Origin of the sequence: Pseudomonas sp. COR18, assembly GCF_048568395.1 — a bacterium.
In the GTDB taxonomy this organism is placed as follows: Bacteria; Pseudomonadota; Gammaproteobacteria; order Pseudomonadales; family Pseudomonadaceae; genus Aquipseudomonas; species Aquipseudomonas fuscovaginae_B.
Genome location: NZ_CP183808.1, coordinates 2,480,679 through 2,495,242 on the forward strand (window position 1 = coordinate 2,480,679; position 14,564 = coordinate 2,495,242).

Consider the following 14,564-nt stretch of genomic DNA (forward strand, 5'->3'; position numbering starts at 1 on the left):
GTGAGATTCAACGACTCAAGGCGGGCAACGTATCAGAACCGATGGATCCTGGCAGGCGAATTTCAACGGCAACCGGCAAATGGTCGGAAATCGGCTGCGCCAGTACCTCGACACGTTCCAGCGTCAGGCTCGGACTCAGCAGGATATGGTCGAGGCAGCGCTGTGGACGCCAGCTGGGAAAGGTAGCCTCGACCTGCGGCGCAAGCAGCCCGAGGTCGCGCAAGGGCGAGTGCTGCAGCAGGTCGGCGGCATGGGTGTTCATGTCCCCCATCAGCACCTGGTGCTTGAAGCCATCGATCAGCTCGCGGATATAGGCCAACTGCCGGGTCCGCGTACGCGCGCCCAGCGCCAGGTGCATCATGACCACCACCAGCGACTCCGGGCCCTCGCCGAAACGCACCAGGATCGCCCCGCGACCGGCCGGGCCGGGCAGTGGATGATCCTCGATCGCCCAGGGGCGCAGGCGGCTGAGCACGCCGTTGCTGTGCTGGGCCAGGCGGCCGAGATTGCGATTGAGTTGCTGGTACCAGTAGGGAAAGGCGCCGAGCTGCGCCAGGTGTTCGACCTGGTTGATGTAGCCCGAACGCAGGCTGCCACCATCGACCTCCTGCAGCGCCACCAGGTCGAAATCGCCGAGCAGGCTGCCGATCCTCTGCAGGTTGTCGGCGCGCCCGGTGTGCGGCAGCAGGTGCTGCCAGCCCCGGGTCAGGTAGTGTCGGTACCGCTGGGTGCTGATGCCGACCTGGATGTTGAAGCTGAGCAGCCTCAGGCGGTTGTCCGCCGGCAGGCCGCTGGATTGCAGATGGTGTTCATTGACCTTCGGCTGGTGAAGGCCAACGATGCGTTCCGATCCCCAGCGAGCCATGGCCGGGGCGCCTTACTTGCCGGCGGTCGCGCCGGCCGCCCGCTCCTTGGCGATCAGTTGGTCGGCGACGTTCAGTGCAGCCTCCGGCCCACCGGCGGTGCCGAGGTCGAAGCGATACTTGCCGTTGACGATCATGGTCGGTACACCGCTGATCTCGTACTTCTTGGCCAGTTCGCGCGCGGCAACGATCTTGCCCTTGATGGCGAAGGAGTTGTAGGTGGCCAGGAATTTCTCCTTGTCGACACCTTGGGTAGCGACGAAGTCGGCCATGTCTTCAGGCTCGAGCAGCTTTTTGCCTTCCTTCTGGATCGCGTTGAACACCGCCGAGTGCACCTTGGACTCGACGCCCATGGCGTCCAGGGTCAGGAACAGTTGGCCGTGCTTGTCCCATGGGCCGCCGAACATGGCGGGAATGCGCACGAAGTGCACGTCGGACGGCAGTTTCTCGATCCATGGGTTGATGGTCGGTTCGAAGGCGTAGCAATGCGGGCAGCCGTACCAGAACATCTCGACCACTTCGATCTTGCCAGGCTCCTGCACCGGCACCGGGGTCTTGAGTTCGACATAGGTCTTGCCGGCTTCGAGCGGCACGTCGGCGGCCTGGGCCGTCATGCCGAACAGGCTGGCGGTGACGAGTGCGGCGCTGAGGATCAGATTACGCATGCTTTACTCCTGGGTATTTAGAAGTCGCCTCCGTCGCGACCTGTAGTTTCTGACAGACCGAGCAGGCTCTTGGTTCGATTAGTGTAACGGCAGCGGCCACAAAAAAGGGCGGCCAGGGCCACCCTTTTATCCTTGCAACAAAGGATTAATCGATTATTAACGCGAACGCGCCGCGCCATTCATCGAGCGCACCTCAGTGCAGGCCCTGCACGTAGCTGGACACGGCCTCGATGTCCTTGTTGCTCAGCTTGGCGGCGATGCTCTGCATGATCTTGGTGTCGCCGTCATTGGTCCGCACACCCTCGCGGAAATCGGTGAGCTGCTTGGCGACGTACTGGGCATGCTGGCCACCCAGGTGCGGGAAGCCGGCGGCGGCGTTGCCCGCGCCGTTGGGCGAGTGGCAACCGGTGCAGGACGGCATGCCCTGGTCGAGCTTGCCACCGCGGAACAGTTCTTCACCACGGGCGACGAGCTTCGGATCGGCCGCACCGACGCTGCCCTTCTGGCTGGCGAAGTAGGCGGCGATGTCGGCGAGGTCCTGATCGCTGAGGTTGGTCAGCAGGCCGGTCATTTCCAGGACGGTGCGCTTGCCGGACTTGATGTCGTGCAGTTGCTTGTCCAGGTAACGCTCACCCTGGCCCGCCAGTTTCGGAAAGTTGGGCGCCATGCTGTTGCCATCAGGACCATGGCAGGCACCACAGACAGCAGCCTTGGCCTGGCCGGCGGCGGCATCGCCGGCGGCATGGGCGAGACCGGTGATCCCCAGGGTCAACAGCAGACTCACGATCAATTTGTTCATCAGCTAATCCAATACGGCTAAGGGTTAAGAGTTATGGACCGGGCTTACTCGCTCATCCACTGGATGATGCTTCGGTAATCCTCGGTACTGCAGTCCATGCACAAACCACGCGGCGGCATCGCCTTGAAACCCTGAGTCACGTGTTGCACCAGCACATCCATGCCTTGGGCCATTCTTGGCTTCCACGCGGCCTGATCGCCCTTCTGTGGGGCCATCGGCAGCTGTCCGGCATGACAGGCACTGCAAACACGGTTGTACACGGCTTCCGGATCCTGTGCAGCCTGAGCGCCGTGAAGCGTGATCAGGACACTGGCAGCAAGCAGCCATCTGCTCATGAACCGAAGGTTCCAGTCATGAACTTCAGGGTTGGGAACGTGCCGCGTTCTAATGCGCAGCCTGGGTCAATCGCTCCCGCATGCGTCATCCTACGTCGGGACAAAGCACACACTAAATCTGCGGCATTATATACTGGCGTCCATGAAACGGAAACGACACAGCTTGTCGCGCCTCCCGGCACCGTCCACATTGGAAATCCCATGCAACTGAAAAACCCCATTCTCGGTCTGTGCCAGCAGTCCACCTTCATGCTCAGCGCCGCCAAAGTCGACCAGTGCCCGGACGACGCCGGTTTTGAAGTGGCCTTCGCCGGTCGTTCCAATGCTGGCAAATCCAGCGCGCTGAACACCCTGACCCATGCCAGCCTCGCGCGCACCTCGAAAACCCCGGGCCGCACGCAGCTGTTGAATTTCTTCAAGCTAGACGATGAACGCCGTCTGGTCGACCTGCCGGGCTACGGTTATGCAAAAGTCCCGATCCCGCTCAAGCAGCACTGGCAGCGTCACCTGGAGGCCTACCTGGGCAGCCGCGAGAGCCTCAAGGGCCTGATCCTGATGATGGACGTGCGCCACCCGATGACCGACTTCGACCGGCTGATGCTCGACTGGTCGATCGCCAGCGGCATGCCGATGCACATCCTGCTGACCAAGGCCGACAAGCTGACCTACGGCGCGGCGAAGAACACCCTGCTCAAGGTCCAGTCGGAAATCCGCAAGGGCTGGGGCGACACGGTGACCATTCAGCTGTTCTCGGCGCCCAAGCGCCTGGGCCTGGAAGAGGCCTACACGGTGCTGGCCGGCTGGCTGGGACTGATGGAGAACGGCGGCGAGGAAGAGGCGGAGTAATCCGCCGAGCGCTACCCTCGGTGGATGGCGGCGGTTCGGCCGCGAACGACCCGGATACCGCAGCGTACGCCAAACGGTCTGTGGTGTGTTCGGGCAAGGCAAAAGTGCGGCTCGAAAGCGGAGTTTAGTGGTTTAAATGAGCATTTCGAGCCGCGCTTTTAACGCAGCCCGAGCGCACCACAGGCCGTTTGGGGGATAAAAAAAACCCCGGACTTCGTATGGGGAGGGGAAGTTCGGGGTCCAAGCTCCGGACCGCTAGGGCGGGGTCCAGAATATCTGCCAACACTTAACACAACATAGGAGCATCGAAGGGCTTCACCAGCCATTCAGTAACTCTGAGTAGCCGTATCCCGATTTAGTTCAAAATATCTTCAAAAACTATTTGGCATAGCCACTGAAGGTTTCAGAACCAAACGCCCTTTGTGTTCTCTCGGGCACCTGCACCCCTTTGTGAGGGTGAGCAAGTCTTTCGGGCGCATTCGCGGGCAAGCCCGGCTCCTACAGTACGATGTTATCCACAACGTCGTGTACGACGCCCCCCCTGTAGGAGCCGGGCTTGCCCGCGAACCGCCGCAGGCGGCCATCCCCCTCGAACACCCGGAAAGGCCGCGATCAGTGCGCCTCGTCCCAGTTGTCGCCCACCCCGACCTCAACCAGCAACGGTACATCCAGTTGCGCCGCGCTGCTCATGTGCCCGCGGATCTGCTCGCTGACCTCGGCCACCAGGTCCTCGCGCACCTCCAGCACCAGTTCGTCGTGCACCTGGAGGATGACCTTGGCGTCCAGCCCGGAGCGGGTCAGCCAGTCGTCGACCTTGACCATGGCCTTCTTGATGATATCCGCCGCGGTACCCTGCATCGGCGCGTTGATCGCCGTGCGCTCGGCGGCCGCACGCTCCTGGGGCTTGTTGGAGTGGATGTCCGGCAGGTACAGCCGGCGGCCGAACAGGGTCTCGACATAGCCCTGCTCCGAGGCCTGGCCACGGGTGCGTTCCATGTACTCGCGCACCCCGGGGTAACGGGCGAAATACACGTCGATATAGGCCTTGGCGGTCTTGGTGTCGACGCCGATGTCCTTGCCCAGCTTCTGCGCGCCCATGCCGTAGATCAGGCCGAAGTTGATCGCCTTGGCGCTGCGCCGCTGGTCGGAAGTGACCTCACCCAGCTCGACCTTGAACACCTCGGCCGCAGTGGCCGTGTGCACGTCGAGGTTGTCGCGGAAGGCATTGAGCAGGCCTTCGTCCTTCGACAGATGAGCCATGATCCGCAGTTCGATCTGCGAATAGTCCGCCGCCAGCAACTTGTAGCCCTTGGGCGCGACGAATGCCTGGCGAATGCGTCGGCCTTCGGCGGTACGCACCGGAATATTCTGCAGGTTCGGGTCGCTGGAGGACAGCCGCCCGGTCGCCGCCACCGCCTGGTGGTAGGACGTGTGGATACGCCCGGTGCGCGGGTTGATCTGCTCCGGCAGGCGGTCGGTGTAGGTGCTCTTCAGCTTGCTCATGGAACGGTACTGCATCAGCACCCTGGGCAGCGGATAGTCGTCCTCGGCCAGCTTGGCCAGCACTTCCTCGGCCGTGGACGGCTGACCCTTGCCGGTCTTCTTCAGCACCGGCAAGCCGAGTTTCTCGTAGAGGATCACCCCCAACTGCTTGGGCGAACCGAGGTTGAATTCCTCGCCGGCGATCTCGAACGCCTGGCGCTCCAGTTCGACCATCTTGTTGCCCAGTTCGATGCTCTGCACGCCCAGCAGGTCCTTGTCCACCAGCGCGCCCTGGCGCTCGATGCGCGCCAGCACCGGCACCAGCGGGATCTCGATATCGCTCAGCACGCTGGCCAGGCTCGGAATCGCAGCCAGTTGCGCATGCAGCGCCTGGTGCAGGCGCAGGGTCACATCGGCATCCTCGGCGGCGTAGTGGCCGGCCTGCTCCAGGGGAATCTGGTCGAAGGTCAGCTGCTTGGCGCCCTTGCCGGCGATGTCCTGGAAGCTGACGGTGTCGTAGTCCAGGTACTTCTTCGCCAGGCTGTCCATGTCATGCCGGGTCGCGGTGGAGTTCAGCACATAGGATTCGAGCATGGTGTCGAAGGCGATGCCACGCACGCTGATGCCGCACTCGGGATCGCCGCCGATGGCGCAGTTGGCGAGGATGTTCATGTCGAATTTGGCGTGCTGGCCGACCTTGAGCTTCTGCGGGTCTTCCAGCAGCGGCTTCAGCGCCAGCAGCACGCTGTCGCGGTCCAGTTGCTGCGGCACGCCGATGTAGGAATGGGCCAGCGGGATATAGGCCGCCTCATTGGCCTGCACGGCGAAGGACACGCCGACCAGTTGCGCCTGCTGGGCGTCGATCCCGGTGGTCTCGGTGTCGAAGGCGAACAGCCTGGCCTCCTGCAGCTTCTTCAGCCAGACGTCGAAACGCGCCTGGTCGAGGATGGTTTCGTATTGCGGCTCGGCAGTCACGGGAGCGGTGCTTTCAGCCGCCACTTCCTCGACCGCCGCCGCGGTCGCCGCTGGCGCTGGCGCTGGCGCAGCAGCCTCCTGCAACCCGGCACGCTTGGCCTCGCGGTTCAGCTCATCGAGCCAGCCCTTGAATTCCAGCGAGCTGTACAGCTCGATCAGTTTATCGCGGTCCGGCTCGCCCAGGTGCAGGTCGTCCAGGCCGACCTCCAGCTCCACGTCGACCTTGATGGTCGCCAGCCGGTAGGACAGGAAGGCCATTTCCTGGTGCTCGAGCAGCTTGGCCGGCAGGGTCTTGGCCCCGCGGATCGGCAGGGTCGGCACCAGGTCGAGGTTGGCATACAGCTCCTTCAGGCCGCCGTTGACCCCCACCAGCAGGGCCACGGCGGTCTTCTCACCCACCCCCTTGACCCCGGGGATGTTGTCGGCGGAGTCGCCCATCAGCGCCAGCAGGTCGATGATCTGCTCGGGCGCGACACCGAACTTGGCCTTCACGCCCTCCACGTCCATGGACGTTTCGGACATGGTGTTGACCAGGGTGATATGGCCGTCGACCAGTTGCGCCATGTCCTTGTCGCCGGTGGAAATGATCACCGGGCGATTGGCCGCCGCGCTGCTGCGGGCCAGGGTGCCGATCACGTCGTCGGCCTCCACGCCTTCCACGCACAGCAGCGGGAAGCCCATGGCGCGTACGCTGGCGTGCAGCGGTTCGATCTGCACGCGCATCTCGTCGGGCATGCTCGGCCGGTTGGCCTTGTAGTCGGCGAACATTTCGTCGCGGAAAGTCCCGCCCTTGGCATCGAACACCACGGCGAACGGGCTGTCCGGGTACTGCTTGCGCAGGCTGCGGAGCATGTTCAGGACGCCCTTCACCGCCCCGGTGGGCACACCCTTGGAATTGGTGAGCGGCGGCATCGCGTGAAACGCGCGGTACAGGTATGAAGAACCGTCCACCAGGACGAGGGGAGCTTGGCTCATGAGTATGATCAACCTTTTCGGCGGGTCCGGCGGTAGAATGATGGGACCGTTGACGACAAAGGGACAAGGTTATCATGCGTACGCTCAATCGCCTGTTGTTGGCCGGCCTGTTTGCATTCACTCCGTTGGCGGCGATCGCCGCGGATGATGCACCCGCAGCCGATCCAGAAGTCACCATTCGCACGGAAGGCGACAAAACCATCCAGGAGTACCGGCAAAATGGCTTTCTGTACGCCATCAAGGTCACTCCGAAAGGGGGCAAGCCATACTTTCTGGTGCGCGCCGACGGAACTGATGCAAACTTCATCCGCTCGGATCAGCCCGATATGCTGATTCCGTCATGGAAGATCTTCGAGTGGAAGTAACCCTTTAACCCTCATCGGCGCCGGCTCGATCGCGGCGCCCGGACTGGCAGCTCTTAAACATGTCTGTGTTCACCCCGCTGGCTCGACCCGAGCTGGAAACCTTTCTCGCCCCCTACGGGCTCGGTCGCCTGCTCGATTTTCAGGGAATTGCCGCCGGCAGTGAAAACACCAATTTCTTCATCAGCCTGGAGCAGGGCGAGTACGTCCTGACCCTGGTCGAGCGCGGCCCGGTGCAGGAAATGCCGTTTTTCATCGAACTGCTCGACGTGCTCCATGACGCCGACCTGCCGGTGCCCTACGCCCTGCGTACCACCGACGGCCAGGCCCTGCGCGAACTGGCCGGCAAGCCGGCGCTGCTGCAACCGCGCCTGGCCGGCAAGCACATCAGGCAGGCCAACGCCCAGCATTGCGCCCAGGTTGGCGAACTGCTCGGCCACCTGCACCTGGCGACCCGCGGGCGGATCATCGAACGCAAGACCGACCGCGGCCTGGACTGGATGCTCGAGGAAGGCAACAAGCTGAAATCGCATCTGGGCAGCGAGGCTCACGACCTGCTGGAAACCGCACTGGCGGAGATCGAGCGCTGCAAGGCACAGATCCTCGCCCTGCCACGGGCCAACCTGCATGCCGACCTGTTCCGCGACAACGCGATGTTCGAAGGCACGCACCTGACCGGCCTGATCGACTTCTACAATGCCTGCTCCGGGCCGATGCTCTATGACGTGGCGATCTCGCTGAACGACTGGTGCTCGGACGACAACGGCCTGCTCGACGGCCAGCGCGCCCGGGCCCTGCTGGGTGCGTATGCGGCGTTGCGGCCGTTCACCGCGGGCGAGGCCGAGCTGTGGCCGACGATGCTGCGGGTGGCGTGCGTGCGCTTCTGGCTGTCACGGTTGATCGCAGCCGAGTCCTTTGCCGGGCAGGACGTGCTGATTCACGACCCGATGGAGTTCCAGCTGCGGCTGGCGCAGCGGCAGCAGGTCAGCGTGCCGTTGCCGTTCGCGCTCTGATCGAGGGACCTTCGGCGCCCTTCAGGACCCTTTCGCGGGCAAGCCCGGCTCCTACAGTACGGTGTCGTGCACAGGATGGGGGTACGCCACATTACTGTAAGAGCCGGCGGTGCGGCGATCCGACTTGCCCGCGAAGAGGCCGGCCCTGCCTACAAGGACTCCAGGCAGCCGGCCAAATCGTTACCGAGTTTTTCCAGCAACTGCTCATAGCCATGGGCACTCGCCGGCGTATAACCGCCCAACGCATCCAGTTCCGCCAGCTTCACCGGCAGCCCGGACACCAGCGTCTCGGCCAGCCGCGGCCGCAGCGGCGGCTCGCTGAACACGCAGGTCTTGCCCACCTCCTGCAAGCGCGCGCGCATCGCCGCGACATGCTGGGCCCCCGGCTGCACCTCGGCCGCCACGCTGAACACCCCGGCATGCCTGAGCCCATAGGCACTCTCGAAATAGTCGAACGCCTCGTGGAACACGAAATACGGCTTGTCCGCAACACCCGCCAGGCGCGCCTTGAGCCGCGCATCCAGGGCATCCAGGCGGCCGGCGAAAGCCTCGGCGTTGCGCCGGTAGCGCTCGGCGTTGGCCGGATCGGCCTTGGCCAGGTCCGCGGCCATGCGCGCGGCGATCACCCGCGCGTTGACGGTCGACAGCCACAGGTGCGCATCCAGCGAGCCCGGACGATGATCATGGTCATGCTCGTCGGCTTCTTCGGCATGGGAGTGGTTATCCTCGGCGAACCGGCGCAATTTCATGCCCGGCAGGTCCTGCACCGCCACGGTCGGCAGGCTGCGGCCCTTGAGCACCCGCGGCAGAAAGCTCTCCATGTCCGGACCGATCCAGTACAGCAGGTCCACCGACTGCACCTTGCGCACATCGGACGGCCGCAGCGCGTAGTTGTGCGGCGAGGCGCCCGGTGGCAGCAGCACCTCGGGCGTCTCCACGCCATCCTCGACCGCGGCGGCGATCAATTGCAGGGGCTTGATGCTGGTCAGCAGGCTGACCTGGGCCTGGACCGGTCCGATCACGAACAAACCGGCGCATATAGCGACAAAAAAGGCAAAAAGACGGGGCACGATGGACACTCAAGGCGGCAGGAACGGGTAACATAATAACGTCTCTCACAACAATCGTCGCCGCTCATGCCTAAAACCCCTCTCGCCAGCCGCCCCCACGATCACTCCCACTGCGTGCATAGCGCGCTGTCCGAGGCCGATGCCCTGTGCGCGCGCCAGGGCCTGCGCCTGACCGCCCTGCGGCGGCGGGTGCTGGAGCTGGTCTGGCAGAGCCACAAGCCGCTGGGCGCCTACGACATCCTCGCCGTGCTCAGCGAGCAGGACGGCCGCCGCGCCGCGCCGCCGACGGTGTACCGTGCACTGGACTTCCTGCTGGACAACGGCCTGGTCCACCGCATCGCCTCACTCAACGCCTTCGTCGGCTGCAACAACCCGGAACACGCCCACCAGGGCCAGTTCCTGATCTGCCGCAACTGCCACGCGGCCATCGAGCTGGAGCAGAAGAGCATCAGCGACGCCATCGTCCAGAGCGCCAGGGACGTCGGTTTCGTCGTCGAGGGCCAGACCGTCGAGGTGGTCGGCCTCTGCTCGGGTTGCCAGGGGGCCTGATGAGCACTGCGCTGATTCGCCTCGACCAGGTCGGCGTGACGTTCGCCGGGCAGGACGTGCTGGACAACATCCACCTGAGCGTAGAACCGCGGCAGATCGTCACCCTGATCGGCCCCAACGGTGCCGGCAAGACCACCCTGGTGCGGGCCGTGCTCGGCCTGCTCAAGCCAAGCCGCGGCAGTGTCTGGCGCAAGCCGCGACTGCGGGTCGGCTACATGCCGCAGAAGCTGCACGTCGACCCGACCCTGCCGCTGTCGGTGCTGCGCTTCCTGCGGCTGGTGCCGGGGGTCGACCGCGCCCGGGCACTGGCCGCCCTCAGCGAGGTCGGTGCCGAACAGGTGATCGACAGTCCGGTGCAGAGCATTTCCGGCGGCGAGATGCAGCGCGTGCTGCTGGCCCGGGCGCTGCTGCGCGAACCCGAGTTGCTGGTGCTCGACGAGCCGGTGCAGGGCGTCGACGTCGCCGGGCAAGCCGAGCTCTACAGCCTGATCACCCGCCTGCGCGACCGCCATGGTTGCGGGGTGCTGATGGTTTCCCACGACCTGCACCTGGTGATGAGCACCACCGACCAGGTGGTCTGCCTCAACCGTCACGTCTGCTGCTCCGGCCACCCCGAGCAGGTCAGCGGCGACCCGGCCTTCGTCGAGCTGTTCGGCAGCAACGCACCGAGCCTGGCGATCTACCACCATCATCACGACCACGCCCATGACCTGCATGGCACGGTGGTCAGCGAAGAGGCCGCATCGGCCCATGTCCACGTTCACGGAGATAGCTGCAAGCATGGCTGATTTTCTGCTCTACGCCCTGCTCGCAGGCCTGGCCCTGGCACTGGTGGCAGGGCCGCTGGGATCGTTCGTGGTCTGGCGGCGCATGGCCTATTTCGGCGACACCCTGTCCCACGCCGCCTTGCTCGGCGTGGCCCTGGGCTTCCTGCTGGACATCAGCCCGACGCTCGCGGTGACTGTCGGCTGCCTGTTGCTGGCGATACTGCTGGTGACCCTGCAACAACGCCAGCCGCTGGCCTCCGACACGCTGCTGGGGATTCTCGCGCCGAGCACGCTGTCCCTCGGCCTGGTGGTGCTGAGCTTCATGCACGAGGTGCGGATCGACCTGATGGCCTACCTGTTCGGTGACCTGCTGGCGATCAGCGGCACCGACCTGGCCTGGATCCTCGGCGGCAGCGCGGCGGTGCTGGCGCTGCTGGTCGCCCTGTGGCGGCCGCTGCTGGCGATCACCGTGCACGAGGAACTGGCGACCGTCGAGGGCCTGCCGGTGGCCTCGCTGCGCATGGCGCTGATGCTGCTGATCGCGGTGGTGATCGCCGTGGCGATGAAGATCGTCGGCGTGCTGCTGATCACCTCGCTGCTGATCATCCCCGCCGCCGCGGCCCAGCGGCACGCCCGCTCACCGGAGCAGATGGCCCTCGGCGCCAGCTTCCTGGGGGTCCTCGCGGTGTGCGGCGGGCTGGCGCTTTCGTGGTTCAAGGACACCCCCGCCGGCCCCTCCATCGTGGTGGTGGCGGCCGGGCTGTTTCTGCTGAGTTTTGTCCTGCCACGCAGAGGGGTGTAGACTTGCTCGTTTTTTGCGCAATTAGAGAGTCGCAGGAATGAAGCTTTCCGCCTCCCGTTATCTGCTCCTTGCCGCATTTTCCCTGCTGTTGGGTGCCTGCCAGAGCACTCCGCCGGCCGACACCGCCGTGCCCGATGCCCGGGCCACGGCGATTGCCGCGCTGGAGCAGAGCATCAACAGCAACGAACTGGCCACCGCCGAGGACCAACTGGCCGCCTTGCAGGCACAGTCCGCGGACGACCCGCAACTGGTCCAGTACCAGCGGCAACTGGCCGAAGCCTACCTGCAGCGTAGCCAGATCGTGCTGCAGAAGGGCGACGTCAATGCCGCCGCCACCGCACTGAGCCGCGCCCGCGCCCTGATGCCCAAGGCCCCGGCCTTGACCGGCGGGGTCAACGGCGCCATCGCCCAGGCACGCAAGGCGGAGCTGGACAAGGCCGAGGCCGAGCTCCAGGCAGCCGAGGCCAGGCCAGCGGCCCGGGTGATCGACCCGAGCGCGCAAAGCAGCACCATCGCCCTGAACATCCAGGACATCGCGCTGCTGCGCAAGCAGATGGACGCGCTGGCGGCGGACGTGGTCAATTACCAGTGCACGGTGACCTTCCAGGTGCCCCGGACCCAGGACTACCCGTGGCTGGAGACCCTGCTGAGCAAGCGGGTGAAGAAGCTCGATCCGAACTTCGAGCTGAAGATCGACAGGCAGATCGACCGCAAGGTGCAGGCCCAGGTCGTGCTGAGCCCGCGCAAGCCCTGAGCCCGCTGATCGCCAGCAAGCCCGGCGCCGACGCTATAGGAGCCGGGCGTGCCCGCGAATGGGCCCATCAGGCCGGCACCGCCTTGGCCCGCTCCTCCCGCTCCCACACCCGATGTCGGGCCAGCGCCGCGACGAAGGCCTCCAGCGCCTTGGCATCACTGCCCACCATCAGCCCCGCGTCCACCTGCAGATGCAGCTTCTCCAACAACACCTTCGCGTCCTCGTGCACGGCGATCGGCTTGAGATGCTTGTAGGCCTCCAACAGGTAGTGCAGGGCCACGCCGTTGCCGCCAAGCGCCTTGACCGACTCGGCGCCACCCGGCACATACACCGCATCGAACGCCACTGACGGCAGGCCTTCCATCGAAGCGTCCACCGCCAGGCGCTCGCCCTGGGCGCTGGTGATCGCCGCCGAAGTCGGCCCGAGCAGCCGGGCATGGGCACCTTCCGCCGCCAACAGCTTGCGCAGTGCCGCGATCGCCGCACCCTCGACGCCATTCGCCGCGAGAATCGCCACCTTGCGCGTCCTGATATGCCCCGCCAGCAGATTCGCCTGACTCAGCGCCGGCGACTGCTCCAGCGCAGTCTTGCGCGTTGCCACCGTGCCCGCCTGCGGCGCCGGCAGGCCAAGGTTGGCGGCAACCCGCGCGGCCAGTTCCAGGTCGATATTGGCCAGGATCTCGTTCACCTGCCGCGCACGGATGAACTCGCGTTCCACCTTGCCCAATTCGAAGCTGTAGGCGGCGATGATGTGCTCCTTCTCGTGCGGGCTCATGCTGTTGAAGAGCAGCCGGGCCTGGGAGAAGTGGTCGGAGAAGGATTCGCTGCGCTGACGGATCTTGGCCGCATCGATCCGCTCGGGGTAACTCTCGAAGCCACCGTCCCGAGCCGCCGGAGGGGTTTCACGGGGCCAGCCGCCATCGATCGAGTTGGGCTCGTAGGACGCCCGGCCCTTGTCGATCACCGTACGGTGCTGGGCGTCGCGCTGGCTGCTGTGGAAGGGCGCCAGCGGCCGGTTGATCGGCAACTCGTGAAAGTTCGGCCCACCCAGGCGACTGATCTGGGTATCGGTGTAGGAAAACAGCCGGCCTTGCAGCAGCGGGTCGTTGGAGAAGTCGATCCCCGGCACGATATGCCCGGGGCAGAAGGCGACCTGCTCGGTTTCGGCGAAGAAATTGTCGGGATTGCGATCGAGCACCATCTTGCCCAGCGGGGTGATTGGCACCAACTCCTCGGGAATCAGCTTGGTCGGGTCGAGGATGTCGAAGTCGAAGCTGTGCTCGTCTTCCTCGGCAATCACCTGTACCCCCAGCTCCCACTCGGGATAGTCGCCGCTCTCGATCGATTCCCAGAGATCGCGACGATGGAAGTCGGTGTCCTTGCCCGCCAGCTTCTGCGCTTCGTCCCAGACCAGCGAGCAGGTGCCGACGCTGGGCCGCCAGTGGAACTTGACGAAGCGCGAGCCACCCTCGGCATCCACCAGGCGGAAGGTGTGCACGCCAAAGCCCTGCATGCTGCGCAGGTTGCGCGGAATCGCCCGGTCGGACATGGCCCAGATGACCGCATGGGCCGACTCCGGCACCAGCGAGACGAAGTCCCAGAAGGTGTCATGGGCCGAGCCACCGGTGGGGATTTCATTGTGCGGCTCGGGTTTCACCGCGTGGACGAAATCGGGAAACTTGATCGCGTCCTGGATGAAAAACACCGGCACGTTGTTGCCGACCAGGTCGAAATTGCCTTCCGTGGTGAAGAACTTCACTGCGAAACCGCGGATGTCGCGCACGGTATCCCCGGAACCGCGGGGGCCCTGCACCGTGGAGAAACGCACGAACACCGGGGTCCTGATGGCGGGGTCCTGAAGGAAACCGGCCTTGGTCAACGCCGCATGGTTGCCGTAGCTTTGAAAGTAGCCATGGGCGGCGGTGCCCCGGGCATGCACGATGCGCTCGGGGATCCGCTCATGGTCGAAATGCGTGATCTTTTCACGCATGATGAAATCTTCCAGCAATGAAGGCCCGCGCGCGCCGGCTTTCAGGCTGTTCTGGTTATCGGCGACCTTCACCCCCTGGTTGGTACGCAACGCCTGGCCGCTGGCATCGGAGCGGAACGGCTCCAGGCTCTGCAGCTTGTCGTTGGTGTTGCCGCGATCCAGGGTGTCGGTGCCAGCCAGTTGGCTCTGGTTGGCCTTGGGTTTCTTGGTACTCATCAGACGGTTTCCTCGGTTACAGTCGCCGCAGAGCTGCCGGATGATCGACAGGGTCCCGGCGAACGGGATTCGAAGTGCCTAACGAGTGACTGCCGCGGGTC

At 64.8% G+C, this 14,564-nt stretch carries 14 protein-coding genes; 7 read left to right on the forward strand and 7 right to left on the reverse strand.

What is annotated here, in order from left to right:
* Positions 1–7 precede the first annotated feature (7 nt).
* The 4 genes from ACM62G_RS11355 to ACM62G_RS11370 all read right to left on the reverse strand — a co-directional run bounded on the left by ACM62G_RS11355 (position 8) and on the right by ACM62G_RS11370 (position 2,662).
* Entirely contained in the window at positions 8–865 is an 858-nt protein-coding gene (locus ACM62G_RS11355; protein ID WP_054063377.1) for an endonuclease/exonuclease/phosphatase family protein, read from the reverse strand.
* Between the two features lie 12 nt (positions 866–877).
* Positions 878–1,528, reverse strand: a complete 651-nt coding sequence (locus ACM62G_RS11360) for a thiol:disulfide interchange protein DsbA/DsbL (RefSeq protein WP_054061259.1) — start codon at positions 1,526–1,528, stop codon at positions 878–880.
* A gap of 193 nt (positions 1,529–1,721) precedes the next feature.
* Positions 1,722–2,327 (reverse strand): c-type cytochrome, encoded by a 606-nt coding sequence (locus ACM62G_RS11365; RefSeq protein ID WP_054061260.1) that lies wholly within the window; start codon positions 2,325–2,327, stop codon positions 1,722–1,724.
* Between the two features lie 44 nt (positions 2,328–2,371).
* Complete coding sequence (locus ACM62G_RS11370; RefSeq protein WP_054061261.1) at positions 2,372–2,662, reverse strand: c-type cytochrome; 291 nt, start codon at positions 2,660–2,662, stop codon at positions 2,372–2,374.
* A gap of 201 nt (positions 2,663–2,863) precedes the next feature.
* Here ACM62G_RS11370 and yihA point away from each other — a divergent pair, with 201 nt between their 5' ends.
* Positions 2,864–3,508, forward strand: a complete 645-nt coding sequence (gene yihA, locus ACM62G_RS11375) for a ribosome biogenesis GTP-binding protein YihA/YsxC (RefSeq protein ID WP_054061262.1) — start codon at positions 2,864–2,866, stop codon at positions 3,506–3,508.
* 612 nt (positions 3,509–4,120) lie between these two features.
* On the opposite strand, the gene polA is transcribed toward yihA, so the two are convergent.
* Positions 4,121–6,940: a DNA polymerase I gene (gene polA, locus ACM62G_RS11380; RefSeq protein ID WP_419737172.1), complete on the reverse strand. Its 2,820-nt coding sequence runs from the start codon at positions 6,938–6,940 to the stop codon at positions 4,121–4,123.
* A 74-nt stretch (positions 6,941–7,014) separates the two neighbouring features.
* On the opposite strand from polA, the gene ACM62G_RS11385 reads away from it, so the two are divergent.
* Together ACM62G_RS11385 and ACM62G_RS11390 are read left to right on the forward strand one after the other, a co-directional pair.
* Complete coding sequence (locus ACM62G_RS11385; protein WP_054061264.1) at positions 7,015–7,305, forward strand: DUF2782 domain-containing protein; 291 nt, start codon at positions 7,015–7,017, stop codon at positions 7,303–7,305.
* 59 nt (positions 7,306–7,364) lie between these two features.
* Positions 7,365–8,315: a homoserine kinase gene (locus ACM62G_RS11390; RefSeq protein WP_054063379.1), complete on the forward strand. Its 951-nt coding sequence runs from the start codon at positions 7,365–7,367 to the stop codon at positions 8,313–8,315.
* Between the two features lie 149 nt (positions 8,316–8,464).
* Here the strand turns inward: ACM62G_RS11390 and ACM62G_RS11395 are convergent, their stop codons facing one another.
* Positions 8,465–9,394, reverse strand: a complete 930-nt coding sequence (locus ACM62G_RS11395) for a zinc ABC transporter substrate-binding protein (RefSeq protein WP_054063380.1) — start codon at positions 9,392–9,394, stop codon at positions 8,465–8,467.
* A 57-nt stretch (positions 9,395–9,451) separates the two neighbouring features.
* Here ACM62G_RS11395 and zur point away from each other — a divergent pair, with 57 nt between their 5' ends.
* From zur to ACM62G_RS11415, 4 genes are read left to right on the forward strand one after another with little or no spacing between them, the layout of a single operon-like run.
* Entirely contained in the window at positions 9,452–9,934 is a 483-nt protein-coding gene (gene zur / locus ACM62G_RS11400; RefSeq protein WP_054063381.1) for a zinc uptake transcriptional repressor Zur, read from the forward strand.
* Positions 9,934–10,722 (forward strand): zinc ABC transporter ATP-binding protein ZnuC, encoded by a 789-nt coding sequence (gene znuC / locus ACM62G_RS11405; protein ID WP_419737173.1) that lies wholly within the window; start codon positions 9,934–9,936, stop codon positions 10,720–10,722. The genes zur and znuC overlap by 1 nt, the downstream gene beginning before the upstream one ends.
* Complete coding sequence (znuB, locus tag ACM62G_RS11410; protein ID WP_419737174.1) at positions 10,715–11,503, forward strand: zinc ABC transporter permease subunit ZnuB; 789 nt, start codon at positions 10,715–10,717, stop codon at positions 11,501–11,503. Before znuC ends, znuB begins: the two co-directional genes overlap by 8 nt.
* A gap of 37 nt (positions 11,504–11,540) precedes the next feature.
* Positions 11,541–12,257 carry a PA5502 family lipoprotein gene (locus ACM62G_RS11415; protein ID WP_419737175.1) on the forward strand — a complete coding sequence of 239 codons (717 nt, stop codon included), beginning with the start codon at positions 11,541–11,543 and terminating at the stop codon, positions 12,255–12,257.
* Between the two features lie 67 nt (positions 12,258–12,324).
* Here ACM62G_RS11415 and katE read toward each other — a convergent pair whose 3' ends face one another.
* A complete protein-coding gene (gene katE / locus ACM62G_RS11420; RefSeq protein WP_419737176.1) occupies positions 12,325–14,463 on the reverse strand; it encodes a catalase HPII in 2,139 nt (712 codons plus the stop codon).
* Positions 14,464–14,564: the final 101 nt, after the last annotated feature.

What these genes read in the sequence shown, in the direction of transcription:
- ACM62G_RS11355 (WP_054063377.1), bottom strand. Translation starts at nt 865, where the DNA reads ATGGCTCGCTGGGGATCGGAACGCATCGTTGGCCTTCACCAGCCGAAG.
- ACM62G_RS11370 (WP_054061261.1), bottom strand. Translation starts at nt 2,662, where the DNA reads ATGAGCAGATGGCTGCTTGCTGCCAGTGTCCTGATCACGCTTCACGGC.
- ACM62G_RS11415 (WP_419737175.1), top strand. Translation starts at nt 11,541, where the DNA reads ATGAAGCTTTCCGCCTCCCGTTATCTGCTCCTTGCCGCATTTTCCCTG.
- znuB (WP_419737174.1), top strand. Translation starts at nt 10,715, where the DNA reads ATGGCTGATTTTCTGCTCTACGCCCTGCTCGCAGGCCTGGCCCTGGCA.
- ACM62G_RS11365 (WP_054061260.1), bottom strand. Translation starts at nt 2,327, where the DNA reads ATGAACAAATTGATCGTGAGTCTGCTGTTGACCCTGGGGATCACCGGT.
- ACM62G_RS11360 (WP_054061259.1), bottom strand. Translation starts at nt 1,528, where the DNA reads ATGCGTAATCTGATCCTCAGCGCCGCACTCGTCACCGCCAGCCTGTTC.
- katE (WP_419737176.1), bottom strand. Translation starts at nt 14,463, where the DNA reads ATGAGTACCAAGAAACCCAAGGCCAACCAGAGCCAACTGGCTGGCACC.
- yihA (WP_054061262.1), top strand. Translation starts at nt 2,864, where the DNA reads ATGCAACTGAAAAACCCCATTCTCGGTCTGTGCCAGCAGTCCACCTTC.
- polA (WP_419737172.1), bottom strand. Translation starts at nt 6,940, where the DNA reads ATGAGCCAAGCTCCCCTCGTCCTGGTGGACGGTTCTTCATACCTGTAC.
- zur (WP_054063381.1), top strand. Translation starts at nt 9,452, where the DNA reads ATGCCTAAAACCCCTCTCGCCAGCCGCCCCCACGATCACTCCCACTGC.
- ACM62G_RS11385 (WP_054061264.1), top strand. Translation starts at nt 7,015, where the DNA reads ATGCGTACGCTCAATCGCCTGTTGTTGGCCGGCCTGTTTGCATTCACT.
- ACM62G_RS11390 (WP_054063379.1), top strand. Translation starts at nt 7,365, where the DNA reads ATGTCTGTGTTCACCCCGCTGGCTCGACCCGAGCTGGAAACCTTTCTC.
- znuC (WP_419737173.1), top strand. Translation starts at nt 9,934, where the DNA reads ATGAGCACTGCGCTGATTCGCCTCGACCAGGTCGGCGTGACGTTCGCC.